The sequence below is a fragment of the Spirillospora sp. NPDC048911 genome (assembly GCF_043198015.1).
Classification (GTDB): Bacteria; Actinomycetota; Actinomycetes; order Streptosporangiales; family Streptosporangiaceae; genus Spirillospora.
In genome coordinates this window covers 903,497-925,753 of the sequence record NZ_JBICUD010000002.1, presented here as the reverse complement: position 1 = coordinate 925,753, position 22,257 = coordinate 903,497, and the positions used below count along the sequence as shown (strand labels likewise).

The window sequence follows — 22,257 nt, the reverse complement described above, 5'->3', positions numbered from 1 at the left end:
GTCTCCCGAGAGGGAGGCGGCCTCTTTCGCTTTAAGGGTGGACGAGCGGCGGCAGCCGGGTTATGTTCTTCTCATAGCGAGATTGACTCAACTTGAGACCTACTCAGAGGGAGATCAACGCGATGGCCCCGGACCCACGGCGCGACGAGCAGGAGTTCCTCGCCAAGTACGACCCCCGGGACTACGACCCGGTCGCGGTGACCGTGGACGTCGTGGCGCTGACCATCCGCGACGGCGGCCTGAACGTGCTCCTCGTGCGGCGCGGCAACGCCCCGTACGCCGGGATGTGGGCGCTGCCCGGCGGCTTCGTCCGGGGCGTGCGCGACGCGGAAGACCTGCCCGACGCGGCGGTCCGTGAGCTGGCCGAGGAAACCGGTGTCAGCGCCAAGGGCGGCGCGCTCGGCCGCGTCCACCTGGAGCAGCTCGGCACGTACGGCGCCCCAGGCCGGGACCCGCGCATGCGCATCATCTCGGTCGCCTACCTCGCGTTCGCCCCCGAGCTTCCCGACCCGGAGGCGGGCAGCGACGCCGTCGACGCCGCCTGGGTGCCGGTCGACGCGCTCGGCCTCACCGAGGCGGCGGATCAGCGGCCCGGGACGACGCGCAGGCTCGCCTTCGACCACGCGCGGATCCTGAGCGACGGCCTCGAACGCGCCCGCGCCAAGCTCGAGTACACGCCGCTGGCCACGGCCTTCTGCGCGGGCGAGTTCACGATCCCCGAGCTGCGCGCCGTCTACGAGTCGGTCTGGGGCGAGGAACTGCACGCCGGCAACTTCCACCGGAAGGTCCTGTCGGTCCCCGGCTTCGTGGAGAGCACCGGCGGCACCTCGGACAAGGGCGGCCGGCGCGGCGGCCCACGGCCCAAGCTCTACCGCGCGGGCGACGCCCGCCTCCTGCACCCCGCTCTGCTCCGGCCCAGCCGAGAGGAAGAGATCAGATGACGACGAAGATGGAGCTCGACGAAGCCCTGGCCCGGCTCGACCGGGTACGGACCCCCGCCGGCCTGTTCGGCGCCGACGCCGCCGAGGCGACCCGGACCTACCGGCGGCTGGCCCACCTGGTCCATCCGGACGCCACCGGCGGCCGCACCCGCGACGCGTTCACCCGGCTCAACGCGCTCTGGCGCACCTACAACCGGGACGACGCGGGCACGATGACGACCCGCCGCCACTCCTACCGCCTCGGCGGCGTCCAGGCAGAAGGCGATCTGGCCAACCTCTACGCCGCCGCGTACGACGGCGCGCGCCGGGCGGTCGTCAAGCTGCCGCGCGATCCGCGCGACAGCGACCTGGTCGAACGCGAGGCGGTGGCGCTGCGCCAGCTCCCCGAGGACGGGGACGACCGGTTCCGGGCGTACGTGCCGCGGCTCATCGAGACGTTCCGGCACCGCGACGCGGCGACCGGCGAGCAGCGCCAGGCCAACGCGATGGTCGCGCTCGACGGCTTCCGCAGCCTCGCCGAGGTCCGCGAGGCCCATCCCGGCGGGCTGGATCCGCGCGACGCGGCCTGGATGTGGCGGCGGCTGCTGGTCGCGCTCGGGTTCGCCCACCGGGCGGGCGTCCTGCACGGCGCGGTGCTGCCCGAGCACGTCCTCGTCCATCCGGAGAAGCACGGGCTGGTGCTCGTCGACTGGTGCTACTCGGTGCCCGGCTGCTACTCGTACGCCGACGCCACCGGACGGGTGCCCGCCATGGTCGACCGCTACACGTCCTGGTACCCGCCGGAGGTCCCGGCGCGGCAGCGGGCGAGCGCCGCCACCGACCTCTTCATGGCGACCCGCTGCATGACCGAGCTCATGGGCGGCCTCGGCCAGACGAGCACCGCGCCCAAGGCGATCCGCATGTTCGCCAAAGGCTGCCTGCTCACTGCACAGAAGCGACGCCCGGACGACGCCTGGCGGCTGCTGGGCGAATTCGACGAACTGCTCGAACGGCTGTACGGCCCACGCCGTTTCCGCCCGTTCCACATGCCTGACTCACACCCCCCGGTGATCTAAGGAGGACACCATGGGAAGCGGATACTGGTCCACCGACGTCTACGCGGCCGCGGCGAGCTACCGCTCGGCCACCGGTGCGAGCGCCTTCGCCTACAGCGACGGCGGCGCCACCGCCGTCCACCCCGACCTCGACCCGAAGGGGGTGACCGCGCGGGAGAGCCGGGACTCCGACGACCATCCTGAATCGCTGGCCGTCGCGGTGCTGTTCGACGTCACCGGCTCGATGGGCGGCGTGCCGCGCACGCTGCAGACCAAGCTGCCCGACCTGCTCGGCCTGCTGCTGCGCAAGGGGTACGTCGAGCACCCGCACATCCTGTTCGGCGCGGTCGGCGACGCGACCTGCGACCGCGCCCCGCTGCAGATCGGGCAGTTCGAGGCCGACAACCGCATGGACGACGACCTCGGCAAGATCTACCTCGAGGGTGGCGGCGGCGGGCAGATGACCGAGTCGTACGAGCTCGGCATGTACTTCATGGCCCGGCACACCTCGATCGACTGCTTCGAGAAGCGCGGCAAGCGCGGCTATCTCTTCATGATCGGTGACGAGCTGGCCTACCCGAAGGTCCGGCGGCGCGAGATCGCCAAGGTGATCGGCGGCGACCCCGGCGAGGACATCCCGATCGAGAAGATGCTGCGCGAACTCCAGCGCATGTACGAGGTGTACTTCATCATCCCGGAGGGCGCCTACCACTCGCAGAGCCGGAAGCTGAAGGACTTCTGGCAGGGCCTGCTCGGCCAGCACGTGCTCTACCTGGACGACCTGGACGCCGTTTGCGAGACCATCGCTCTCACGATCGGCCTCGCGGAGGACGCCATCGACCTCGACGAAGGGCTGGAGCACCTCGACGAGGTCGGCTCCGCCGCCGGAGCCTCGGTCTCGCGGGCGCTGGCCCGGCTGGACGCGAGCCGTGCCCCGGTCGCCTCGTCCGCCGTCCCGGCCGATCTGCGCGCCGCGCCGTCGGCGACCACCCGGCTGTAGGCCGCCATGCACGTGATCGTGGCCGACCTGGGCTTCGGCGACGCGGGCAAGGGCACCGTCGTCGACTGGTTCTGCTCGCGGGGGCCCGAACCGGTGGACGCGGTGGTGCGCTTCAACGGGGGCGCCCAGGCGGCGCACAACGTCGTCGCCCCGGACGGACGGCACCACACGTTCGCCCAGTTCGGGTCGGGGACGTTCACGCCCGGCGTGGCCACGCACCTGTCGCGGTTCATGCTCGTCGACCCGCTCGCGCTCGCCGCCGAGGCCGATCATCTGCGGGCGCTGAACGTCCGTGACGCCCTGGCGCGGCTCACGGTCGACCGCGACGCGTTGCTGACCACGCCGTACCACCGGGCCGCCAATCGCGCACGCGAGGCGGCCCGGGGTACGGCCCGGCACGGATCGTGCGGGATGGGCGTCGGCGAGACGGCCGCCTACGCGCTGACCCACGACGACGCACCCCGCGCGGGCGACTGCCACTCCCCCGCGCGCCTGCGCCGCCGCCTGACCGCACTCCGCGACTGGTACCTGGAAACGTTTCCACCGCACGCGGCCGACGGGCGGTCGCCCTCCACGGGTGAGGGGCGGGCACCCTCCGCGGACGACAGGTGGATGCCATCCGGGAGTGAGGAGCGGGTGCCTTCGGTTGAGGAGTGCCTTGAGGTGTTCCTCGCGTTCGGCGAACGGGTCCGGATCGTCGGCGGCGAGCACCTGCGGGGGCTGCTGCGCACCGGGACCGTGATCTTCGAGGGCGCGCAGGGCGTCTTGCTGGACGAGTGGCACGGTTTCCACCCGTACACCACCTGGTCGACGACCACCTTCGCCAACGCGGAGACGTTGCTGGCGGAGGCGGGCGCCACCGGCACGCGGCTGGGCGTGCTGCGGGCGTACGCGACGCGGCACGGCCCCGGACCGTTCGTCACCGAGGATCCGGCGCTGACCGCGGACCTGCCGGACCGGCACAACGGGCCGGGACGCTGGCAGGGGGCCTTCCGCGTCGGCCATCTCGACGCGGTGACGCTGCGCTATGCCCTCGATGTGGCAGGCGGCGTCAACGAGCTCGCGCTGACCCACCTGGACGTGGCGCGCGAGCGGGACGACCTGCTGCTGTGCCGGTCGTACGAGCTGGACAGGCGGCGCGTGGAACGTCTGCCGGTCGGCCCCTCGGGCGACCTCGACCGGCAGGCGGCGCTGACGCGGCGGCTGCTCGCGGCTCGTCCGGTCTACGAGCCGCTCGGCGACGCCGTGACCGCGGTGGAGGAGATCGCGGGAGCGCCCGTCAGGTTGCGCTCGTCCGGGCCGACCGCCGCCGACAAGCTCTACGACCAGGTGAGGGGCAGGGTGTCCAGCCCGAGGAGCATGTAGGCGTGCTCGATCGCCTCGGCGCCGTCCGGGATCCGGTAGTCGGGGATCCGGCGGTGCCACTCCTCCAGCGCGACCCGGATCTCCAGGCGGGCGAGGTGGGCGCCGAGGCAGCGGTGCGGCCCGGCGCCGAAGGCCAGGTGCCGGTTGGGCGCGCGGTCGAGGACGACGCGGTCCGGCTCGGGGAAGACCGCCGGGTCGCGGTTGGCCATGGTCAGCGGCAGCATCACCATCTCGCCCGCCTTGACCGGGCATCCGGCCGCGGTGACGTCGCGCGCCGCCTTCCGGGCCGGCAGGACGATCGAGTACGCGCGGAGCAGTTCCTCGATCGCCGAGGGGATGAGCCCGGGATCGCCGCGCAGCCGCGCGCGGTCGTCCGGGTGCGTCGCCAGGTGCCAGAACGTGTACGACATCTGCGACGTCAGCGTGTCGAGCCCGGCCATGAACATCAGCAGGCAGAACGCCAGCAGATCCTCGTCGGAGACGGGCTCGCCGTCGATCCGCCACGACACCGCCGCGCTCACCAGATCGTCGCGGGGCTCGGCCCGCCGCTCCTCGATCAGCCCGGCGAACATCTCGGTCACCTTGCCCATCGCCGCCATCCGCGCGGGGTTGGCCGCGGGCGGGCCGTGCAGGATGGCGTGCTCCCACTCCAGGAACGTGTCGAGCCGTTCGACCGGCAGGCCCATCAGCTCCAGGAAGATCACCGACGGGAACCGCAGGGCGAAGTCGGACACGAAGTCGCACGACCCGCGCGGGGCGATCTCGTCGATCAGGGCGGCGCAGTGCTCACGGATCCGGCCCTCCCTCGCCTTGGCCGTGGCGGGCGTGAAGTACGGGCGGAGCAGGCGCCGCCAGGGCGTGTGCTCGGGCGGGTCGAGCATCTCGGGGATCCAGCGGTAGCGCGGCTCGGAGTCGAGGGCGTTGACCGACCGGTTGGAGAACGTCGCCGGGTTCTGGAGGGTCGCCTGGATGTCCTCGTGCCGGGTCAGCACCCAGAAGCCGCGGCCGAACGTCGAGTGGAAGCCCGGGTGGTCGTCGCGCAGGCCGTCCATCAGCGCGGCGGTGGTCCCGACCGGGCGGGTGCCGGCGAGGGGGTTGAAGTCGAGCCGGGGATGGTCCGCCGTATCCTGCGTCTCCTGCTGCGTCACCCGTGTGTCTCCCGTGTCAGTGTTTGCGGCCTACGCCGCAGAAGTACCAGGTCGGAAGGTCCCGCCGGGGCTCGGCGCCCTCCCGGGGACGCCACTCGGTGAGCCGTACCAGGCCCGGGTCGAGCAGCTCGAAGCCGTCGAAGAAGCGTCTGATCGCCGGGTAGGGGCGCAGCGTCATGCCGGTGCTGGCGCGCCGGTAGACGTCCGCTCCCGCCGTCGCGTTCGCGGCGTGGTCGGCGGCGGTGATGTGCGAGATCGCGACGTGGCTGCCCGGCGCGATCATCTCCCGCAGCCGCCGCACGATCTTCCAGGGATCCTCGTCGTCGCGCACGCAGTGCAGGACGGAGACCAGCAGGATCGCCACCGGGCGGGCGAGATCGATCAGCCCGGTCAGCTCGGCCGAGCCGAAGATCTCGTCCGGCCGCCGCACGTCGCCCTGGATCACCCTGGTGCCCGCGGCGCCCTCGAGCAGCGCCCGGCCGTGCGCGAGCACGACCGGGTCGTTGTCGACGTAGACCACGTGCGCGCCGGGCTCCACCTGCTGGGCGACCTCGTGCGTGTTCTCGAGCGTCGGGAGGCCTGCCCCGATGTCGACGAACTGGTCGATCCCGGCGGCCCCCGCGAGATGGCGGACCGCCCGCTGGAGGAAGCCGCGGTTCTCCTGGGCGAGGGCGGGTGTCTGCGGCGCGACCTCGAGCACCTGGTCGGCCAGCGCGCGGTCGGCGGCGTAGTTGTCCTTGCCGCCGAGGTAGTAGTCGTACATGCGGGCGACGTTCGGCACGCTCAGGTCGACGTCGCCGGGTCCCCGGCCGCCGTCCATCCGCATCACCCCGACCCCGCACCGGCGTCACATGTTGATTTTTCACATGATCTTACGACCTCCGGCCATGTTCCCACCATGGTTCGGCGGGAGGATCCGGAGCAGGACGGCGTAGCCCGCAGCCGCGACGGCGAAGCCCACCAGCGCGGTCACGTCGCCGAACGACGCCCAGTTGGCCGGCACCGGCCCCACGTACTTCTGCTGGTTGGAGAACAGCCACACCGACAGGACGACGCCCGCGAGCATCGCGATGGGCCCGGCGAGGTTGCGGTACCCCTTGTCGAAGAGCAGCGCGTCGCTCGGCTCGGTCCCGCGCCGCAGCCACTGGTCGGTGAGCACCACGCCCAGCCACGGACCGATCCAGTACGCGATGACCAGCAGGAACGCCTCGTAGTCGTGGCCCGCGTCGTCGAGCCCGAAGTAGGCGACGACCAGCCCGATCGCGCCGAACGCCAGTGCCGCCACGCCGCGCTGGAGCGCCACCGGCAGCCGGATGCCCAGCGTCACGAACGACATCGCGCCCGAGTAGATGTTGATGGCGTTGGCGCAGATCGCGCCGAGCGTGATCGCCAGCAGGGTCAGGTTCCCGAGCAGGGACGGCATGTGGCCGGTGAAGGTGCCGGTCGGGTCGCCGAGCGCGTCACCGCCGATGGTCACCGACGCCGAGCCGACGATCTGGAGGAGGGTGCAGCCGGCGAAGATGCCGAGGCCCGCGTACAGCCCGGTCGCGCGCCTGCTCGTGGCGGGCGGCAGGTAGCGGGTGTAGTCGGCGGCGTACGGGTTCCAGCCCGCCGCGTACCCGAACGAGGCGGCGGTCGCGATGAGGAAGCCGCCCAGCCCGCCGCCCTCGCCGCTCGCCGGAGCCGAGAAGTTCGCCTTGCCCAGGATGACGACGGCGCCGACGGCGAAGACCACGGCCAGCACCGGGAAGGCGTAGCGCTCGACGGTGTGCACCAGGTTGTGCCCGAAGAACCCGATGGCCACCTGGACGAGCACCACCCCGGCCAGGCACAGCGGCTTGGGCAGGCCGGTCAGCGTGGCGAGCGCGAACGTGGCGCTGACGCTGTTGACCGCGAACCAGCCGACGCCGCCCGCGACGGTGTTGAGCCCGGCCGGGAGCGCGTTGCCGCGGTAGCCGAACGCGATCCGCCCGAGCACCATCTGCCCGACGCCGTGGCCGGGGCCGCGCGCCGACAGGATCCCGTGCGTGACCGCGCCCAGCCCGGTGCCGAGCGCGGCCGCCGCGGCCGCCTGCCAGAAGGTCAGGCCGAACGCGGCGACGGCCAGCACGCCGAGGAAGATCGTGGCGAATTCGAGGTTCGGCGAGGTCCAGGTCCAGAGCAGCTTGAGCGGGGTGCCGTGCCGCTGGTCGTACGGGATGAACTCGGTGCCGCCGGGCTCGACGGCGGCGAGCCGGTCCCCGTACTCGGCCTGCCGGACGACGACGCCGGGGGGTGGCTGCTCGGTCGCACCGCCGCCGGGCGGCGGCTCTTTCACTTCGGTCACGGGGGGCTCCTGCCGGCAGGGACGAGGATCAGCCGAGGGTGATGGCGTCGAGACGTTCGAGCAGGAAGTCGTGGGCACGGACGGGCTCGTGCGCGACCCGGCCGACCGGCGGCCCGATCGACTCGATCGAGGCGTCGGGATCGCACTCGTAGAAGTAGATGAGCGACACCAGTTCCTCGTCGGGCGCGCTCGGATCGGGCGGCAGCACCCGGTGCCGGTTGGACTTCCAGCGGTCACCGGTCCAGCGGGCGAGCAGGTCGCCGGTGTTGATGGTGAACGAGTCCTCGACGTACGGCGCGTTCACCCAGCCGCTCTCGTCGGAGTAGACCTGGAGCCCGCCGACGCCGTCCTGGCGGTCGAGGACGGTGACGGTGCCGAAGTCGGTGTGCGGGCCGATGCGGAACTGTCCCGGCTCTGGCGTGCCGAGCTGTGACAGCGGCGGATAGCGGTTGATGTTGAGCGTGTAGGACGCGTGACCCGTTCGCGAGGTGAAGTAGTCCGCGTCCAGGCCGAGGGCGGCGGCGCAGAGCTTCAGCAGTTCGTCCGACAGGACGCGCATGCGGTGCAGGTAGTCGGTGAGGAGCCCCTCCAGTTCGGGCACTTCGCCGGGGTAGACGTTGGGCAGGAACCATTCGGCGTCGAACACCGGATCGCCGATCGGCCGGTCCGCGCCCACCGCGAACGTCTCCTTCATGTCGGGTGGCGTCTCGGTGCCTTCGGCGTAGCCGTTGGCCTCCACGCCGGGAGGCAGCCAGCCGCGCTCCCCCACGGTCACGGCGTAGGCGCGCTTGGCCTCGTCCGGCAGCGTGAAGAACCGCTTGGCCGCCGCTCTGATGTCGCTTCGTATCCCGGCGGGCACACCGTGCCCGGTGACGATGAGGAAGCCGATCTCGCTGAGCGCCTCGTCGACGCGCGCGGCCACCTCCCGCCTGTCGCCGTCCGCGCCGTGGAACCAGGGGCCGAGATCGATGATCGGAACGGAGTCCATCTCCCCAGGCTCCCCCACCGGGAAGTCCGCGAAACGGACACGAAACCCCAGCGCGGCAGATTTAACCGTCTTGGAACAACCGGGCAGGTCATCCCGTCTGCGAGGATCGGGCCATGCTTCAGGTGTGCCCGAACGGTCCCCTCGACCACTCCGTGCCGCTCTCCCCCGACCAGCTCGCCGTCTCGGCGCGGGACGCGGTCGTCGCGGGCGCGGAGGACATCCATCTGCATCCCAAGGGTCCGGACGGCGCCGACTCGCTCGAACCCGACCATGTCGCCGCGGCGGTGCGGGCCGTGCGGACCGCGGCGCCCGGGATCCGCGTCGGCGTCACCACCGGCGCCTGGGCCTGCCCGGATCCGCGCCGCCGCCTGGACCTCGTGGCGTCCTGGAAGGTGCTGCCCGACCACGCCTCGGTCAACTGGCACGAGGAGGGCGCCGAGCTCGTCGCCGACGCGCTGCTGGACCACGGGGTGGCGATCGAGGCGGGCATCTTCTCCGGCACGGACGCGGCCCGGCGCTTCCTCGCCTGGCCGTCCCGGCATCGGGTCCTGCGCGTCCTCGCCGAGGTGGTCGACACCGATCCGGAGACGGCGCCCGCGACGGCCGCCGCCCTGCTCGCCGAGCTGGAGCCGAACGAACGTCCGGTCCTGTTGCACGGCGAGCAGGGCGGCGCTTGGCCGGTCCTGCGCCTGGCGGCCTCGCTCGGGTTGGACACCCGCATCGGCTTGGAGGACACGATGCTGCTACCGGACGGATCGGAGGCGCTCGACAACGCCTCGCTCGTCAGGGCCGCCCGCAGCATCTTCTTCGAGCACGCCGGATCCAGGTGACCCAGCGGTCACTCCAGGCCGGGCACTCCCAGCAACTGGAGCCGTTCGAGAGCCGTCCGGCGTGAGGGCCTGCCGCCGGCGCCCGCGGCCCATTCCCGCCACACCGGCCAGCGGGCCAGGTCGAAGCCCTCGTCCGCGTAGTCGGCGTCGCTGTCGATCAGGTCGCGGACGAGCCGTTTCCTGCCCTCGTCGACGATGCCGGGCCACTCCAGGTACTCGATCGACCAAGCCGGCCGCTTCTCGCCGCCGCGCGAGGAGTGGCGGAGGTGCACGTCGAACGCGAGCACGTCGCCCGGCTCGGTCTCCAGGGCGATGTCCGGGGTCGGGAGCCCCGGGCCGAAGCCCTGGTTGGCGGGGTCGCGGGACAGGTACCGCTCGACGCGGCGGGCGAAGGCGGGATCGTGCGAGCCGGGGATCACGCGGAGCGCCCCGGTACCGGCCGTCCGGGGATCGAGGTGGACGAGGAACTTCACCCCGCGCACGTCCGGCCCGACGTCGGTGTGCCATCCGGCGTTGGCGGTGAAGCAGACGGCGATGCCGGGGGCCGGCACCATCGGGGCGCCGGCCAGTTCGGTGGCTCCCTGGAAGAGGCGCGGGTCGTCGGCGATCAGTGACTGCGCGAACGGCGCGCGGTCCACCGTCAGGGGCAGGTAGTCCCCGGAGATGCCGCCCTCGTCGCCGGGGTCGGTGCCGAGCCCGCCGAACGCGGCGGTCAGCTCGGTGGTCACCTCGGCCCGCAGGCGGGCGACCTCATCGGCCGTGAGCAGGCCGCGAAGCACGACGAAGCCGAACGCCTCGAAGTGCGCGATGTCGATGTGACTGAACACGTGTGTTGTCTCCTTGGTCGTCTCGTACGGGTCATGGACACGTCGGGACGACGGCGGAGCGCGAGCACGTTCACGGCCACACGCACGGGTGTGTCAGCGTCAAGTGAATCCGGTGTTCATGATTCGCAGGTTCATGATTCGCACCCTAACCGCTGGCGGCGTCGGCGTTGGTGATCAGCCAGGTGTAGACGACCATGTGCAGTTCCAGCCGCTGCGCCGGGTCGGCCAGGTCGGTGCCGAAGAGCGCTTCGAGCTGGCGCATCCGGTAGCGGATGGTCTGCGGATGGACCTTCAGGCGGGCGGCCACCTCGGTCGCGTTGAAGCCGCATTCGAGGGCGGCGAGCAAGGTCTCGGCCAGGCGGCGGCGGTGGGCGGGGCGGGCCTCCTGGAGCGGGGCCAGCCGGCGGGCCGCGACGCGTTCGACCAGTTCGTGGTCCTGCATGAGGAGCATGACCGGCATGTGCTCCTCGGCGATCACCGGGCCGGGCTCCTGGATGATGCCCTTGCGGGTGAGGTCCAGCGCGTGCCGGGCCCAGCGGAGCGAGGTGCGGAGGTCGGTGATCTCGACGGTCGGGCCGATCGCGGCGATCCAGCCGCGCAGGCCGTTGCGCAGCAGCCGGCGGCGGCCGGGCCCCTCGGGGTCGGGCAGGACGAGGCAGGGCTCGTCGAGGTGGAGGCCGACCAGGACCTCGGGCGGCAGGCTCGGCCGCCCGGTGTTGCGGCCGCGCTCGACCAGGGCGATCGCGGCGACCGTCTGCGGCACGGTCCAGCCCGCCTCGCCGGCCCGTTCCTTGATCGTGCGGAGCTGGGGCTCGGCGCCGATCAGCAGGTCGAGCAGGCGGCGGCGGCCGCCCTCGATCAGCCCGGCCGCCTGCGCCGAGGCCTCGGCGTGGCCCTCGGCCACGGCGAGGGCGATCTGGTCCAGGTAGGTGAAGACCGCCTGGGCGACCAGGCCGGTGGCGCCCGGGGTGAAGCCCTGGCTCTGGCGTTCGGACTCGGCGGTGAGGCGCCGGACCGCGATGCCGGCGCCGATCCGCATGGCGGCCTGCCAGGTGTCGAGGCTGCGCCCCTCCTTGGCCTCGCCGACCCCGATCTGCCGGTGGAACTCCAGGATCTCCTCGGACGGGACGTCGGGGTCGATCATCAGGTCGACGAAGTGCCCGATCACCCACTCCACGGCCTGACCGATCACCTCGGAGTACCGCGGGTCGTGGGGGCGCACGTACTCCGGCAGCTCGCGTTCGATCTCGCGGATCGCCTCCCGCGCGATGCCCGGCACGAACTCGCGCAGCGCGGCGGCCTTGGCCGGCACGCCTTCGACGGGCAACCGCAAATCGATCAAGCGATCGGACGCACCCAAACGCCGCTACCTCTCGTCGTCGGAGACGGCCCGCCGTGAATGACGGCACGTTACTTGTAACCGACGCGACATCCCTTGCTCAAGTACCAATATGTCCGCCCGGTCACCGTGGAATCGCGCCGGGAACAACGGCAAGGCCGGCCGAAACGCCGCCGACATGCGGGATCCCCGGCGCCGTCGGCCCGGCGCCGGGGACCCCAGCTGTGTTCCCGCGTGGTCGGATTCCCCGCGGTCTGGTGGACGCGGTCTAGTAGACGCTCACGCCGTAGACGCCGAGCGGTTCGGTGACGGGCTGGAAGAACGTGGTGCCGCCGGACGAGCAGTTGCCGCTGCCGCCGGAGGTCAGGCCGACGGCGGCGGAGCCGGCGAACAGCGAGCCGCCGCTGTCACCGGGCTCCGCGCAGACGTTGGTCCGGATCAGGCCGGACACGGTGCCCTGCGCGTAGCGGACGGTCTGGTTGATGGCGGTCACGGTGCCGCTGTGCACGCCGGTGGTGCTGCCGCTGCGGCGGACGGCCAGGCCGACGACCGCGTTGCGAGCCGAGGTGATGTCCTGAGTGCCCGGGTACAGGTAGACGTCACCACCCTTGGCGATGGAGGTGTTGGTGTAGCGGACGATGCCGTAGTCGTTGCCGGGGAAGCTGGTGCCGGTCCGGGTGCCGAGCACGGTGCTCTGGCTGGAGTTGGCGTACCAGGTGGCGCCGATGTTGGTGCAGTGCCCGGCGGTCAGGAAGAACGTCGTGCCTGCGCTGTTGCGGACGTTGAAGCCGAGGGAGCAGCGGGAGCCGCCGGTGTAGATGGCCTGGCCACCGGAGATCCTGAGGCTGAACGTGCCGGCGACGTGCTCCAGCCGGACGGCGGATCCGTGCTTGGCGGCGGCGGCGCGCACCTTGGCGAGTTTCGCGCCGGTGACCGAGTCGTCGTAGGAGAGGACGACCTGGTTCGTCGTCGAGTCGACGGCCCAGGCCGTGCCGGACGCCTTGACCGAACGGTCGATGGCGTCGGTGACCTTCTTGAGGGCCGCGCCGCTCCGCAGGACGGTCCTGGGAACGGCGCCGGCGGCGCGCACCTGCTGCACGGCACCGGAGTCGGCGACGGTGACGACGAGCTTGCCGCCGTCCATGTAGGAGCCTGCGCTGCGGGAGCCGAGCTTCTTGGCCAGGGAGTCGGCCAGCGTGCTCGCGTCGGGAGCGGGGGACGGGGGTGCCGCCTGTGCGGCGGGGACGGCGGTCAGCATGGCGGCCGCGGTGGCGGCGGCCAGGCTCACGACAGTGACGGGGCGGATGGGTCTCATCCTCACTGTGCCTCCAATGAGTCAGAACATGTCCGGATGACGTGCCCTGAGTCATGAGAATCGTGAAGATATCTCGTTTTCGCGACAAGGGGGAGAATTTGCTCAATAGCCTGACTTCCTCTGGCAACCCTGCGCAAGCCCCATGTCAGACACGGATGAATCGCTCTTCCCGGGCCTTTCCATCCGCCTGTGGCCGGATCCGGCCACCAATGCCGCGTCGAGGACGAGACGGGCCAGCGCACCGGTGGCGACGAGGGTCGTCACGTGTCCCCTCCGGGGCAGCAACGTCAGCCTTCCGTCCCGGCACGCCCGCAGGAATTCCGCCTCGTGCCGGCGGAACGCGTCCCGCTCCCCGTTCACCAGCCAGACGGGCCCCTCGTACGAGGCCAGCGAACGCAGCGGCCGCGACGCCGAGATCGCCTCGATCACCTGCGGCATGACCTCGCTCGCCAGGCCGCCCGCGACCACCGCCTCGCCGACGGGTCCCGGCAGCACGCGGCGGAAGACGCGCTCGCTCACCCGGTCGGCCCGCCGGGGATCGCGGGCCGCGAGCCGTCCGCCCATGCGGTACGCGTCGCCGAGCAGCCCGCCCGGCCGCATCGTGCAACCCATCGCGACGAGGCCGGCCACCCGTTCCGGATGGCGCCCGGCGGTCGCGATGCCCAGGTAGCCGCCCATCGACAGGCCCACGACCAGGGCCCGCCCGCCCAGGGCGTCGATCGCCTCGGCCACGGCGTCCACCGCCGTCTCCATCGTGAACCGCTCGCCGCGCCTGCGGCCGTGGCCGGGCATGTCCGGGGCCGCCACCGGATGGCGTTCGCCGACGATCTCCATGACGGGGCGCCACATCGTGCCGCTGATCCTGATCCCGTGCAGGAAGACCACGGGCAGTGGATGAGTGTCCATGGCACGACCGTAACATCGAAACACAACGCAACGTTGCGTTGCTTTTTTGCTAACCTCACCCCCATGACCGGACCGCGCCGCGCACCAGAGATCTTCGACGCCACCCTGGAACTGCTGGCCGCCAAGGGATATGACGGGCTGACCATCGAGGGCGTCGCCGAGCGGTCCGGCGTCAACAAGACGACGATCTACCGGTGGTGGCCGTCCAAGGCCGCGCTCCTGGGCGCGGCGCTCACCAGGGCGCGCACGCTCCACTTCGAGCTCCCGGACACCGGCAGCCTGCGCGGGGACCTCGAGGCCCTGACCGGCGCGATCCTCGGCCTGCTCACCACTCCCCCGGCCGCCGAGATCGCCATGGCGGCGCTCGGCGCCGCCATGGGCAGCCGGGAGTTGGCGGCGCATGCCCGCTCGTTCTTCGCCGACCGGCTCGCCCGCGAACAGCCGATCTTCGAACGCGCCGTCGCGCGCGGCGAACTCTCCCCCGGCGCCGACCCGATGCTGATGCTGGACCTGCTCGCCGGCGCGGTGTGGCTGCGCGTCGCGTTCCGAGGGCTGCCCCCGGAGGAGGGCTTCGCCGAACGGGCGGTGGCGACCGTGCTCGACGGCGCCGGTTCGAGCGGGGCCGGTGCATAGATCGCGTTGGAGCGGGCAGGGGCGATCACGTACGGCGATCGTACGAGAGGAGGGATCATGGGATTCCTCGACAAGTTGAAGAACAAGGCCCAGAAGGCCAAGGGACGGGGCAAGGAGCAGGCAGGTCGCGAGACAGGCGACCCGTACCTGGAGTCCGAGGGCCGCAAGGACCGGATGGCCGGTGGCGCCAAGCAGGTCGGCGAGCAGGCCAAGGACGTCGCCAAGGAGGCGCGCGACACGTTCAAGCGGTGATCTGAGACCCCGCTGAGAGAGGGCCCCTCAACGGCGAGGGGCCCTTTCTCATACACGGTCGGGCCGCGGCGAAACAATCTTCCAGCAACCTCTTGGCAACCAAGCGTACACACGCGATGCTTTTGTGTTACCAGCGAGCCGTCGACGTACAGATCGCGAGGTCCCGCCAATGAGAGACACCGCCGTCGACGTGATCGTCGTGGAGGGAGAGCGGCACACCACCGTGCTGCTCTCCGGCGAGATGGACCGGATGACCGCTCCCGCGGTGCGCTACCGCCTGTTCGCCCTCGCCTGCACCACCGACCGACCGCTGGTGCTCGACCTGGCCGGGGTGACGTTCTTCGACGCCGAGGGGCTGCGCGTCGTCTCGGCCGCGGCCCGCCGCTGCGACGAGGCGGGGGTCGGTCTCGCCACCGTCGGCGTGCGCCCGTTCGCCGCCAAGATGTTCCACATCCTGCGCTTGCACGAACGCATCCCGCTCTGCTCGTGCCTGGAGGAGGCGCTCTGGTGCCTGCTCCCGCCCACCGACGCCGAACTGGCGGCCTGGCTGGACGGCTGACGCCGGAAGCTCCACGGCGCGAGCGCTATTTGATCTTGGTGTAGGTCAGGTCGAAGTCGTGCTCCCACGCGACGCCGTCGGCCGACTTCTCCCAGTAGGCCTCGATGGCGGCGCCGCCGGGCAGGAGGGTGCCGGTGAAGCGCTGATGGAAGCCGGGCGCGTCGCGCCACAACCGCCAGACCCCGCCGTCGAGCGACATCCGGTAGATCCTGAACATCCCCCGGGCGTCCGCGAAGAACTGGCAGAACTCGCCGCTCGCATCGTCCAGGCCGATGATGGTCGTGGTGGGCAGCGGCGAGTCGGCCACCCATTCGGGCGGCGCCCCGTCGGCGAGCTCTCCGTCGGCGTGCTGGACGAGGAACCTGCCCTCCATCCACTCGAACGTCGTCCAGGCCCGCCGGTAGAGCCGCACGGGAAGATCGACGGTGATCTCCCACTCCCCCACGAGGGCGTCCAGCCGCTCGAGCAGGGGATCGGATGTCGGCTGCGGCATCAGGTGTCGGCCTCCTGGTCCGGCTGCACCACCTCGCGCACCACGATCTCGTCCAGCCGGCGCTCGACGATCGCGCCCACCGGCCAGTCACGGACCAGGATGCGCAGCTCGGCGGCCTCGTGCTCGGCGTAGGAGGAGTCGTACCCCTGCTGCTCCAGACTGGAACGGATCGCCAGGACGTAGTCGTCGTCGGAGAAGCCGGGAATCTCGCGGATCATGGCGGTCGTGGTGGCACGGTGCGAGTTGAGCCCGGCGAAGGCGCGGCCGCAGCCGCAGCCGCCGTCCGGGTCGGCCTGGTCGCGGCCGCAGATGACACCGATGTGCACCAGCTCGCCCTCGACGCACCAGTCGAAGTCGTTGTGACGGTGTCCCTGGGTGGCGTTCGTGGCGGTGAGGAGTTTCAAGGCCCGGCCCCCTTCGTGTCGCGCCCCACGGTACGACGCGGGTCCGACATCTCACGAGAGATCGGCGAATCCCCCGGGTGCGGGAGCGGCGGTCCTGACGTAGCGTCACGTCCATGAGCGATGTCCTGGTCCAGCGTGACGGCGCCGTCACGACGATCACCATGAACCGGCCGCAACGCCGCAACGCCCTCTCCCGCCAGTTCCTGCTGGAGCTCACCGAGGCGTTCCGCGAAGCGGGGCGCACCGACGCCCTCGGCATCGTGCTGGCGGCGAACGGGCCGGTGTTCTCCGCCGGGCACGACTTCGCCGACATGGCGGGCGCGTCGCACGCCGACGCGCGCGGCCTCCTGCAGACCTGCGCCGAGCTCATGGCCACGATCCAGTCGGTGCCCCAGGTGGTCGTCGCCCAGGTGCACGCGCTCGCCACGGCGGCGGGCTGCCAGCTGGCGGTGACCTGCGACCTGGTGGTGGCGAGCGAGAACGCGGGCTTCGCGGCGCCCGGCGGCAAGGGCGGCTGGTTCTGCCACACCCCGATGGTCGCGATCTCGCACAACATCGGCCGCAAGCGCGCGATGGAGATGGCCCTGACGGGGGACGTGGTCGACGCGCGCACCGCGTACGAGTGGGGCATGGTCAACCGGGTGGCGCCACCCGCCGAGCTGGAGAAGGTCACCCGTGACCTGCTGGAACGGGCCACCCAGGGCAGCCCGCGCAGCAAGGCGCTCGGCAAGCAGGCCATGTACGCCCAGCTGGACCGCACGGAGCCGGACGCCTACACCTACGCGATCGAGGTGATGGCGGCCTCCAGCCAGACCCCGGAAGCACAGGAGGGCATGCGCGCCTTCCTGGAAAAGCGACCCCCCGAGTGGCCCGCCTAAGTCTCAGCAAACCCGAACGGCCATCACACAGACGTCGTCCGCCGGCTTCTCTACGCGTCGTGTGCTCTGGGTGAGCACTTGAGTCGTCTGGGTGATTGCGAGAAGGTGAAACGGTGGCGGCGGAGTCACGGGAACGCCCGTGGCGGGGCGGCGCTCCGGCCGCCGTCGGCGGGGTGGTCGCATGCCGGTCGATCGTCTGTTCGTCGGACGCGCCGAGGAGCTGGCGCGGCTCGGTTCCCTCCTGGACGACGCCCGCAAGGGGAGACCGCGGCTCGTCCTCGTCGAGGGGCCCGCCGGGATCGGCAAGACGGCTCTGGTCGAGCGGTTCCTGGCCGGCGCGGGTCCGGGCGCCGTGCTGCGGGCCGGCGGGGCCAAGGAGGAGGGCCTGCTGGCCTTCGGGGTGCTCGAACGGCTCGGCCCGTCGGTTCCCCGCGATCTTCGGTCCGATCAGTACCTGACCGCGGGGGCGGCGTTCCTGGAGACGCTCGGGTCCGCCGGCGACACGACCATCGTGGTCGTCGACGACGCCCACTGGGCCGACACCCCTTCGCTGCTCGCGCTGGCGTTCGCGTTCCGGCGCCTTCGCGTCGAACGGGTGCTCGGGGTCGTCCTCGCCCGCGACGCCTTCGACCCGCGGCTGCCGCAGACGCTCCGGCGGCTGTTCACCGGGCCCGGCGGCCACCGGCTGCCGCTCGGGGGCCTGGCGGCGGACGAGCTGCGGCGGCTCAGCGGCGGATTCGGCGACGCGCCCCTGTCGCCGCGCGCGGCCGCCCGGTTGCGCGAGCACACCGGGGGCAACCCCCTGCACGCCTGCGACCTGTTCGAGCAGGTACCGCTGACCGTGCTCGGCAACCTGGAGGCACCGCTGCCGGCGCCGCGCTCCTATGCCCTGCTGGTGCTCGCCCGGCTCGCGGGCTGCGGCGAGCAGACCCGGCGCCTCGTCGGAGCGGCGAGCGTGCTCGGCCAGGCCTCACCGCTGCACAGGGCGGCGCGGCTCGCCAACGTCGGCGACCCGTTGCACACGCTTGAGGAGGCCGTGACCGCCAAGCTTCTGCAGGAGCAGCCCACCGCACGGGAGGGTCCAGCGCTGGAGTTCCCCCACCCGCTGGTGCGGGCGGCGGTCTACCGGAACCTCGGGCCGGTTCAGCGGGCCGTCCTGCACGAGCGCGCCGCGGAGCTGGCCGTCGACGAGCTGGAGATTCTGCGGCACCGGGCGCACGCGGCCGTCGGCTCGGACCCCCGGCTCGCCGCGGACCTGGCCGCCTGCGCGCGCCGGCACGTCGCCGCGGGCCACTGGACGAGCGGCGGCGCGCTGCTCGCGCAGGCCGTCCGGCTCGCCGCCGGCGACGGCGAACGTGCGCGGCTCACGGTGGAGGCGGTGGAGGCGCTGCTGTTCGACGGCCGCGTCGACGCCGCCACCGCGCTCGCCGGGGAGCTCCCGCCGGCCACCGATCCGGCCGCGCGCCACTTCGCCGCCGGTCATCTGGCCGCCGTCACCGGGCAGGTCTCCGTGGCGGCCGGGCTGCTCCAGGAGGCCTGGGAACTGTGCGACCCGGAGTCCTCGCGGTGGCTCGCGGCGCGGATCGCCGAGCAGCTGGCCAAGCTGGCGGCGCGCCAGACCGAGGGCGCGCGGGCCGCCGGGTGGGCCGCCCGGGCCCTCGATCTCGCCGGCCCCGGCCGGGGCAGTGACCTCCTCCGGTTCATCCAGGTGACCGGCCTCGCCATGGCCGGCCGGTGGGACGAGGCGCGGGCCCTCACCCGCGGCCTTCCCGATCCCGCGGTCGCGGCGGTGGCCGAACTGGACGCCCTGCTCGGACGCGGGCTGCTGCGCGTCTGGTCGGACGACCTCGCCGGGGCCCTGCGGGACCTCGCCGGTGTCGCCGTCGCCGGCCGGGACCGTTCGGTCTCCTTCCGCCTGCTGGCGTCCGCGCTCCTCGGCCAGGCCGAGTACCGGCTCGGCCGGTGGGACGACGCCCTGCTGCACGCCGACACCGCGACCTCCCTGGCGGAGGACACCGGCCAGATCGCCCTCGTGCCGATGAGCGCCCTCGTCTCCGTTCAGGTCATGGCCGCCCGGGGCGAGTGGGAGCACGCCTCCGAGCGGCTGGACGCCGCCCGGCGCAGCGTGGAGCGGACCGGGAGCCGCTCCGGGTTCGTCCACGCCGCGAGCGCCGAGGCCCACCTGGCGGCCGCTCGCGGCGACCACGAGCGTGTTCTCGGTGCCCTGGAGCCACTGCTCGATCTTCCCTCCCGCGACGGGACCTACGAGCCCGGCGCGATCGCCTGGCGCGGCCTGCTCGTCGAAGCGCTCACCGCCGGCGAGGAGTACGCGCGGGCGGACGACGTCCTCACCGGCTACGAGACCGACGGGGCGGCGCGAGGCCGCCACTCGGCGCAGGCCGCGGCGGCCCGGGCGCGCGGCGGCCTGCTGGCGGCCCGGCGGCGCCCCGCGGAGGCCGAGGCGTGCTTCCAGAGCGGCCTGGCCCATGCCTCCCTTGTCGACGACCCGTTCGCCCGGGCGCGGCTGCATCTGGCGTACGGCGCGTTCCTGCGCCGCGTCGGCAGGCGGGGCGCCGCCGTGCGACGGCTGCGGGAGGCCGAGACGGTGTTCGCCCGGCTGGACGCGCGTCCCTATCTGGAGCGCTGCGTCCAGGAGCTCGCCGCGTGCGGTCACGACCGGACCGCCGGGGACCGGGGGCCGCTGCACCAGCTGACGCCGCGCGAGCAGGCCGTCGCGCGGCTGGCCGCGACCGGGCTCACCAACCGGCAGATCGCCCGGGAACTGGTGCTCAGCGTCAAGACCGTGGAATACCACCTCGGCCACGTCTACGCCAAGCTCAACGTCGGCTCACGGACGGCGCTGGCCTCGATGCTCGCCGGCGACGGCGACGGGCTTCCCGGCGCGCCTTTCCCGCGAATCTCCGGTTGAAGAGCGCCCTTTAATAGTTGTTAGGAAACCGTCAATCTTCCCCGCCATTCAGAACACCTCCGGCCCGCCTTGCGAAAAATGAGCGCCATGAGACGCATCAATACGCGCCTGGCGGCGTGCTCGGCGGCGGTCATTTGCGCCGCCGGGACACTGCTGGCCGGGGCGCCCGCCGCTTCCGCGGCCCCCAGAATCAGTTTCGGCTACGACCCGACGTCCAACGGATACAACATCTACCCCTACAGCGACGGGATCGTCGCCGGAGCCGCCCGGTGGCTGCAGGACCCCGAAGGCTCCTATCCGGGGGACACGCTCGAGGCGAGGGACTCGTACGGGGACGGCTACGGCGTCGAGGCGCATCTGACCACGAACCCGCAGCGGATCGCGACCACCCGCGGGCACGGCGCCCCTTACGCCGACCTCGCCTCCGGCAACCTTCCCGAAGGCAAGAAGTACTACATGTACGTCTGCATGGTGAAGGGCGACTACTCCAACTGCTCCGACTCGGTGGCCGTGTACGCGTGACCTTCGTGTACACGCGTAACCGTTCATCGGCCAATTCGAAGGTGAGGTCCGACTTCATGAAATCGTTCTCGAACTCGCTCACGAGCAAGGCCGCGAAGGTGGCGCTCATCGGCGCGACCGTGGCGGCCGGACTCGTGGCGGTGCAGACCCCGGCGCAGGCGTCGCACAAGTGCGCCCACGGGGCCGACGAGGAGATCTGCTTCTTCCGGCTCAAGAGCTACGGCGGTGGCTCGCGGGCCTTCTACAACATCGACGCGACCTACAAGAACGACTACTGGGACGGCACGAGCGCGACCAACAGCCTCGACAACAGCATCACCTCCTACGTCAACTACGACAACTACTGGTACTTCAAGGAGTGCCGGTACGTGAACCACGATTCCTGCATCGTCGTCGTTCCGCCGAACACCTACGACACCAATCTCGCGGGCAGCACATGGGGCGACGGCGGCTCCTTGGACAACTCCTTCAGTTCGCACTACAAATACGACCTGGTCTGACCGGGGACGATCGGAGGGAGTCAGCGTGCGGCGAATCTCGAAACGGCTCACGTCCACGGTGGTGCGGTCCGCCGTCGCGGGCGCGGTGGTCACCGGCACCGTCATGGCCATGGCACCGGCGGCGTCCGCGTCGCACAAGTGCGACAGGTCGCAGGAAATCTGTTACTGGCGCCTCTCGGGCTACACGGGCGGATCGCGGGCCTTCACCAACGAGGACTACACCTACACCAACGACTACTACGACAACCTGTCGCCGACCAAGAACATCAACAACTCGATCTCGTCTCTCGTCAACTACCACTCCAGCCGGTTCTACCGGCTGTGCCGGTACGTCGAGCAGAGCTACTGCCTGTTCAGCATCGAACCGCAGGTGGCCCGGCCCAACCTCGCCGACTACGTGTGGCCGGGCAGCGCCTCCCTGGACAACAGCATCAGCTCGCACACGGTCTACTGACCGCCGGAACGGCGAACGCGCAGAAAGGATCTGACATGAGGGAACGGCCACGAGGCACCGCCGCCCGGATCGCCCGCGCAGTCGTCATCGGCGCGGTCGCGGCCGGCGGGACGGCGGTCGCCGCTCCGAGCGCCTCGGCCTCGCACGCGTGCGGCGGGACGTTCGACGACTACGAGATCTGCTTCTTCCGGCTCAGCGGCTACTCGGGCGGATCGCGGGCCTTCACCAGCAGCGACACGACGTACGCGAACGACAATTACACCGGGACCAGCACGTCCCTCAACAACACGATTTCGGCGTACTACAACTACCATCCCTCGCGGTGGTACACCGTGTGCCGCTATGTCAGCCAGGAAGGGTGCTACTTCACCATTCGCGAATACCAGCGCGACTCCGATCTGGGGAACAACACCTGGACGGGCGGCTCGGTCGGGATGGACAACACCTACAGCTCCCACGTCTACAACAACGCGTAGCACTCCAAAGGGGCGGGCCGGGCGGGAAATCCCCCCCCCGCCCCCCCGGGGGGTTTGCCGCCCCCCCCAAAGGCGCCTTACCGGGCCCCACAACGCCCCCGTCCGGCACCCCCCGAAAACCACCCACCCCCGACCCCA

The 22,257-nt window shown here is 71.7% G+C and carries 24 protein-coding genes; 14 read left to right on the top strand and 10 right to left on the bottom strand.

The genetic code is table 11. The features are described from left to right. The first annotated feature begins 122 nt into the window (after window positions 1-122). From ACGFNU_RS11570 to ACGFNU_RS11555, 4 genes are read left to right on the top strand one after another with little or no spacing between them, the layout of a single operon-like run. A complete protein-coding gene (locus ACGFNU_RS11570; protein WP_392592530.1) occupies window positions 123-941 on the top strand; it encodes an NUDIX domain-containing protein in 819 nt (272 codons plus the stop codon). Continuing rightward, window positions 938-1,996 (top strand): molecular chaperone DnaJ, encoded by a 1,059-nt coding sequence (locus ACGFNU_RS11565; protein ID WP_392592528.1) that lies wholly within the window; start codon window positions 938-940, stop codon window positions 1,994-1,996. Before ACGFNU_RS11570 ends, ACGFNU_RS11565 begins: the two co-directional genes overlap by 4 nt. 10 nt (window positions 1,997-2,006) lie before the next feature. After that, a complete protein-coding gene (locus ACGFNU_RS11560) occupies window positions 2,007-2,975 on the top strand; it encodes a hypothetical protein (RefSeq protein ID WP_392592526.1) in 969 nt (322 codons plus the stop codon). A gap of 6 nt (window positions 2,976-2,981) precedes the next feature. Then, window positions 2,982-4,340, top strand: coding sequence for an adenylosuccinate synthetase (locus tag ACGFNU_RS11555; RefSeq protein ID WP_392592524.1), 1,359 nt, complete (start codon window positions 2,982-2,984; stop codon window positions 4,338-4,340). Here the strand turns inward: ACGFNU_RS11555 and ACGFNU_RS11550 are convergent. From ACGFNU_RS11550 to ACGFNU_RS11535, 4 genes are read right to left on the bottom strand one after another with little or no spacing between them, the layout of a single operon-like run. Continuing rightward, entirely contained in the window at window positions 4,295-5,488 is a 1,194-nt protein-coding gene (locus ACGFNU_RS11550) for a cytochrome P450 (RefSeq protein ID WP_392592522.1), read from the bottom strand. The genes ACGFNU_RS11555 and ACGFNU_RS11550 overlap by 46 nt on opposite strands. A gap of 16 nt (window positions 5,489-5,504) precedes the next feature. After that, the gene (locus tag ACGFNU_RS11545) at window positions 5,505-6,308 is read right to left on the bottom strand and encodes an SAM-dependent methyltransferase (protein ID WP_392592520.1); all 804 of its coding nucleotides are present in this window, start codon (window positions 6,306-6,308) and stop codon (window positions 5,505-5,507) included. A gap of 42 nt (window positions 6,309-6,350) precedes the next feature. Then, window positions 6,351-7,814 carry a purine-cytosine permease family protein gene (locus tag ACGFNU_RS11540; RefSeq protein ID WP_392592518.1) on the bottom strand — a complete coding sequence of 488 codons (1,464 nt, stop codon included), beginning with the start codon at window positions 7,812-7,814 and terminating at the stop codon, window positions 6,351-6,353. 28 nt (window positions 7,815-7,842) lie between these two features. After that, window positions 7,843-8,802 (bottom strand): isopenicillin N synthase family dioxygenase, encoded by a 960-nt coding sequence (locus tag ACGFNU_RS11535; protein WP_392592516.1) that lies wholly within the window; start codon window positions 8,800-8,802, stop codon window positions 7,843-7,845. 113 nt (window positions 8,803-8,915) lie between these two features. On the opposite strand from ACGFNU_RS11535, the gene ACGFNU_RS11530 reads away from it, so the two are divergent. Further along, window positions 8,916-9,632, top strand: a complete 717-nt coding sequence (locus ACGFNU_RS11530; RefSeq protein ID WP_392592514.1) for a 3-keto-5-aminohexanoate cleavage protein — start codon at window positions 8,916-8,918, stop codon at window positions 9,630-9,632. Window positions 9,633-9,640: 8 nt separating this feature from the next. Here the strand turns inward: ACGFNU_RS11530 and ACGFNU_RS11525 are convergent, their stop codons facing one another. The 4 genes from ACGFNU_RS11525 to ACGFNU_RS11510 all read right to left on the bottom strand — a co-directional run bounded on the left by ACGFNU_RS11525 (window position 9,641) and on the right by ACGFNU_RS11510 (window position 14,019). Beyond that, complete coding sequence (locus ACGFNU_RS11525) at window positions 9,641-10,459, bottom strand: phytanoyl-CoA dioxygenase family protein (protein ID WP_392592512.1); 819 nt, start codon at window positions 10,457-10,459, stop codon at window positions 9,641-9,643. Window positions 10,460-10,604: 145 nt separating this feature from the next. Continuing rightward, window positions 10,605-11,801, bottom strand: coding sequence for a PucR family transcriptional regulator (locus ACGFNU_RS11520; RefSeq protein ID WP_392592510.1), 1,197 nt, complete (start codon window positions 11,799-11,801; stop codon window positions 10,605-10,607). Between the two features lie 265 nt (window positions 11,802-12,066). Then, the gene (locus ACGFNU_RS11515; protein WP_392592508.1) at window positions 12,067-13,113 is read right to left on the bottom strand and encodes a S1 family peptidase; all 1,047 of its coding nucleotides are present in this window, start codon (window positions 13,111-13,113) and stop codon (window positions 12,067-12,069) included. A 102-nt stretch (window positions 13,114-13,215) separates the two neighbouring features. Next, window positions 13,216-14,019, bottom strand: a complete 804-nt coding sequence (locus ACGFNU_RS11510) for an alpha/beta fold hydrolase (RefSeq protein WP_392592506.1) — start codon at window positions 14,017-14,019, stop codon at window positions 13,216-13,218. 63 nt (window positions 14,020-14,082) lie between these two features. Between ACGFNU_RS11510 and ACGFNU_RS11505 the strand changes: the two genes are divergently transcribed. The 3 genes from ACGFNU_RS11505 to ACGFNU_RS11495 all read left to right on the top strand — a co-directional run bounded on the left by ACGFNU_RS11505 (window position 14,083) and on the right by ACGFNU_RS11495 (window position 15,463). After that, on the top strand, window positions 14,083-14,652 hold the full coding sequence (locus ACGFNU_RS11505) for a TetR/AcrR family transcriptional regulator (protein WP_392592504.1): 570 nt from the start codon (window positions 14,083-14,085) through the stop codon (window positions 14,650-14,652). A gap of 57 nt (window positions 14,653-14,709) precedes the next feature. Beyond that, the gene (locus ACGFNU_RS11500) at window positions 14,710-14,904 is read left to right on the top strand and encodes a CsbD family protein (protein ID WP_392592502.1); all 195 of its coding nucleotides are present in this window, start codon (window positions 14,710-14,712) and stop codon (window positions 14,902-14,904) included. Window positions 14,905-15,073: 169 nt separating this feature from the next. Next, the gene (locus ACGFNU_RS11495) at window positions 15,074-15,463 is read left to right on the top strand and encodes an STAS domain-containing protein (RefSeq protein ID WP_392592500.1); all 390 of its coding nucleotides are present in this window, start codon (window positions 15,074-15,076) and stop codon (window positions 15,461-15,463) included. A 25-nt stretch (window positions 15,464-15,488) separates the two neighbouring features. Here the strand turns inward: ACGFNU_RS11495 and ACGFNU_RS11490 are convergent, their stop codons facing one another. Together ACGFNU_RS11490 and ACGFNU_RS11485 are read right to left on the bottom strand one after the other, a co-directional pair. After that, window positions 15,489-15,956 carry a hypothetical protein gene (locus tag ACGFNU_RS11490; protein ID WP_392592499.1) on the bottom strand — a complete coding sequence of 156 codons (468 nt, stop codon included), beginning with the start codon at window positions 15,954-15,956 and terminating at the stop codon, window positions 15,489-15,491. Then, the gene (locus ACGFNU_RS11485; RefSeq protein WP_392592497.1) at window positions 15,956-16,360 is read right to left on the bottom strand and encodes a hypothetical protein; all 405 of its coding nucleotides are present in this window, start codon (window positions 16,358-16,360) and stop codon (window positions 15,956-15,958) included. Before ACGFNU_RS11485 ends, ACGFNU_RS11490 begins: the two co-directional genes overlap by 1 nt. A 113-nt stretch (window positions 16,361-16,473) precedes the next feature. Here ACGFNU_RS11485 and ACGFNU_RS11480 point away from each other — a divergent pair, with 113 nt between their 5' ends. The 6 genes from ACGFNU_RS11480 to ACGFNU_RS11455 all read left to right on the top strand — a co-directional run bounded on the left by ACGFNU_RS11480 (window position 16,474) and on the right by ACGFNU_RS11455 (window position 22,119). Continuing rightward, entirely contained in the window at window positions 16,474-17,238 is a 765-nt protein-coding gene (locus ACGFNU_RS11480) for an enoyl-CoA hydratase-related protein (RefSeq protein WP_392592495.1), read from the top strand. A gap of 181 nt (window positions 17,239-17,419) precedes the next feature. Further along, the gene (locus tag ACGFNU_RS11475) at window positions 17,420-20,167 is read left to right on the top strand and encodes an ATP-binding protein (protein ID WP_392592493.1); all 2,748 of its coding nucleotides are present in this window, start codon (window positions 17,420-17,422) and stop codon (window positions 20,165-20,167) included. An 87-nt stretch (window positions 20,168-20,254) separates the two neighbouring features. Next, the gene (locus ACGFNU_RS11470; RefSeq protein ID WP_392592491.1) at window positions 20,255-20,689 is read left to right on the top strand and encodes a hypothetical protein; all 435 of its coding nucleotides are present in this window, start codon (window positions 20,255-20,257) and stop codon (window positions 20,687-20,689) included. A gap of 56 nt (window positions 20,690-20,745) precedes the next feature. Next, window positions 20,746-21,189, top strand: a complete 444-nt coding sequence (locus ACGFNU_RS11465; RefSeq protein ID WP_392592489.1) for a hypothetical protein — start codon at window positions 20,746-20,748, stop codon at window positions 21,187-21,189. Between the two features lie 25 nt (window positions 21,190-21,214). Continuing rightward, window positions 21,215-21,643: a hypothetical protein gene (locus ACGFNU_RS11460; protein ID WP_392592488.1), complete on the top strand. Its 429-nt coding sequence runs from the start codon at window positions 21,215-21,217 to the stop codon at window positions 21,641-21,643. A gap of 35 nt (window positions 21,644-21,678) precedes the next feature. Further along, window positions 21,679-22,119, top strand: coding sequence for a hypothetical protein (locus ACGFNU_RS11455; protein ID WP_392592486.1), 441 nt, complete (start codon window positions 21,679-21,681; stop codon window positions 22,117-22,119). Window positions 22,120-22,257: the final 138 nt, after the last annotated feature.

Coding starts and splice junctions, on each gene's coding strand:
- ACGFNU_RS11480 (WP_392592495.1), top strand. CDS start 16,474: ATGAGCGATGTCCTGGTCCAGCGTGACGGCGCCGTCACGACGATCACC.
- ACGFNU_RS11515 (WP_392592508.1), bottom strand. CDS start 13,113: ATGAGACCCATCCGCCCCGTCACTGTCGTGAGCCTGGCCGCCGCCACC.
- ACGFNU_RS11500 (WP_392592502.1), top strand. CDS start 14,710: ATGGGATTCCTCGACAAGTTGAAGAACAAGGCCCAGAAGGCCAAGGGA.
- ACGFNU_RS11565 (WP_392592528.1), top strand. CDS start 938: ATGACGACGAAGATGGAGCTCGACGAAGCCCTGGCCCGGCTCGACCGG.
- ACGFNU_RS11470 (WP_392592491.1), top strand. CDS start 20,255: ATGAGACGCATCAATACGCGCCTGGCGGCGTGCTCGGCGGCGGTCATT.
- ACGFNU_RS11455 (WP_392592486.1), top strand. CDS start 21,679: ATGAGGGAACGGCCACGAGGCACCGCCGCCCGGATCGCCCGCGCAGTC.
- ACGFNU_RS11490 (WP_392592499.1), bottom strand. CDS start 15,956: ATGCCGCAGCCGACATCCGATCCCCTGCTCGAGCGGCTGGACGCCCTC.
- ACGFNU_RS11535 (WP_392592516.1), bottom strand. CDS start 8,802: ATGGACTCCGTTCCGATCATCGATCTCGGCCCCTGGTTCCACGGCGCG.
- ACGFNU_RS11545 (WP_392592520.1), bottom strand. CDS start 6,308: ATGGACGGCGGCCGGGGACCCGGCGACGTCGACCTGAGCGTGCCGAAC.
- ACGFNU_RS11555 (WP_392592524.1), top strand. CDS start 2,982: ATGCACGTGATCGTGGCCGACCTGGGCTTCGGCGACGCGGGCAAGGGC.
- ACGFNU_RS11505 (WP_392592504.1), top strand. CDS start 14,083: ATGACCGGACCGCGCCGCGCACCAGAGATCTTCGACGCCACCCTGGAA.
- ACGFNU_RS11465 (WP_392592489.1), top strand. CDS start 20,746: ATGAAATCGTTCTCGAACTCGCTCACGAGCAAGGCCGCGAAGGTGGCG.
- ACGFNU_RS11495 (WP_392592500.1), top strand. CDS start 15,074: ATGAGAGACACCGCCGTCGACGTGATCGTCGTGGAGGGAGAGCGGCAC.
- ACGFNU_RS11530 (WP_392592514.1), top strand. CDS start 8,916: ATGCTTCAGGTGTGCCCGAACGGTCCCCTCGACCACTCCGTGCCGCTC.
- ACGFNU_RS11475 (WP_392592493.1), top strand. CDS start 17,420: ATGCCGGTCGATCGTCTGTTCGTCGGACGCGCCGAGGAGCTGGCGCGG.
- ACGFNU_RS11510 (WP_392592506.1), bottom strand. CDS start 14,019: ATGGACACTCATCCACTGCCCGTGGTCTTCCTGCACGGGATCAGGATC.
- ACGFNU_RS11560 (WP_392592526.1), top strand. CDS start 2,007: ATGGGAAGCGGATACTGGTCCACCGACGTCTACGCGGCCGCGGCGAGC.
- ACGFNU_RS11570 (WP_392592530.1), top strand. CDS start 123: ATGGCCCCGGACCCACGGCGCGACGAGCAGGAGTTCCTCGCCAAGTAC.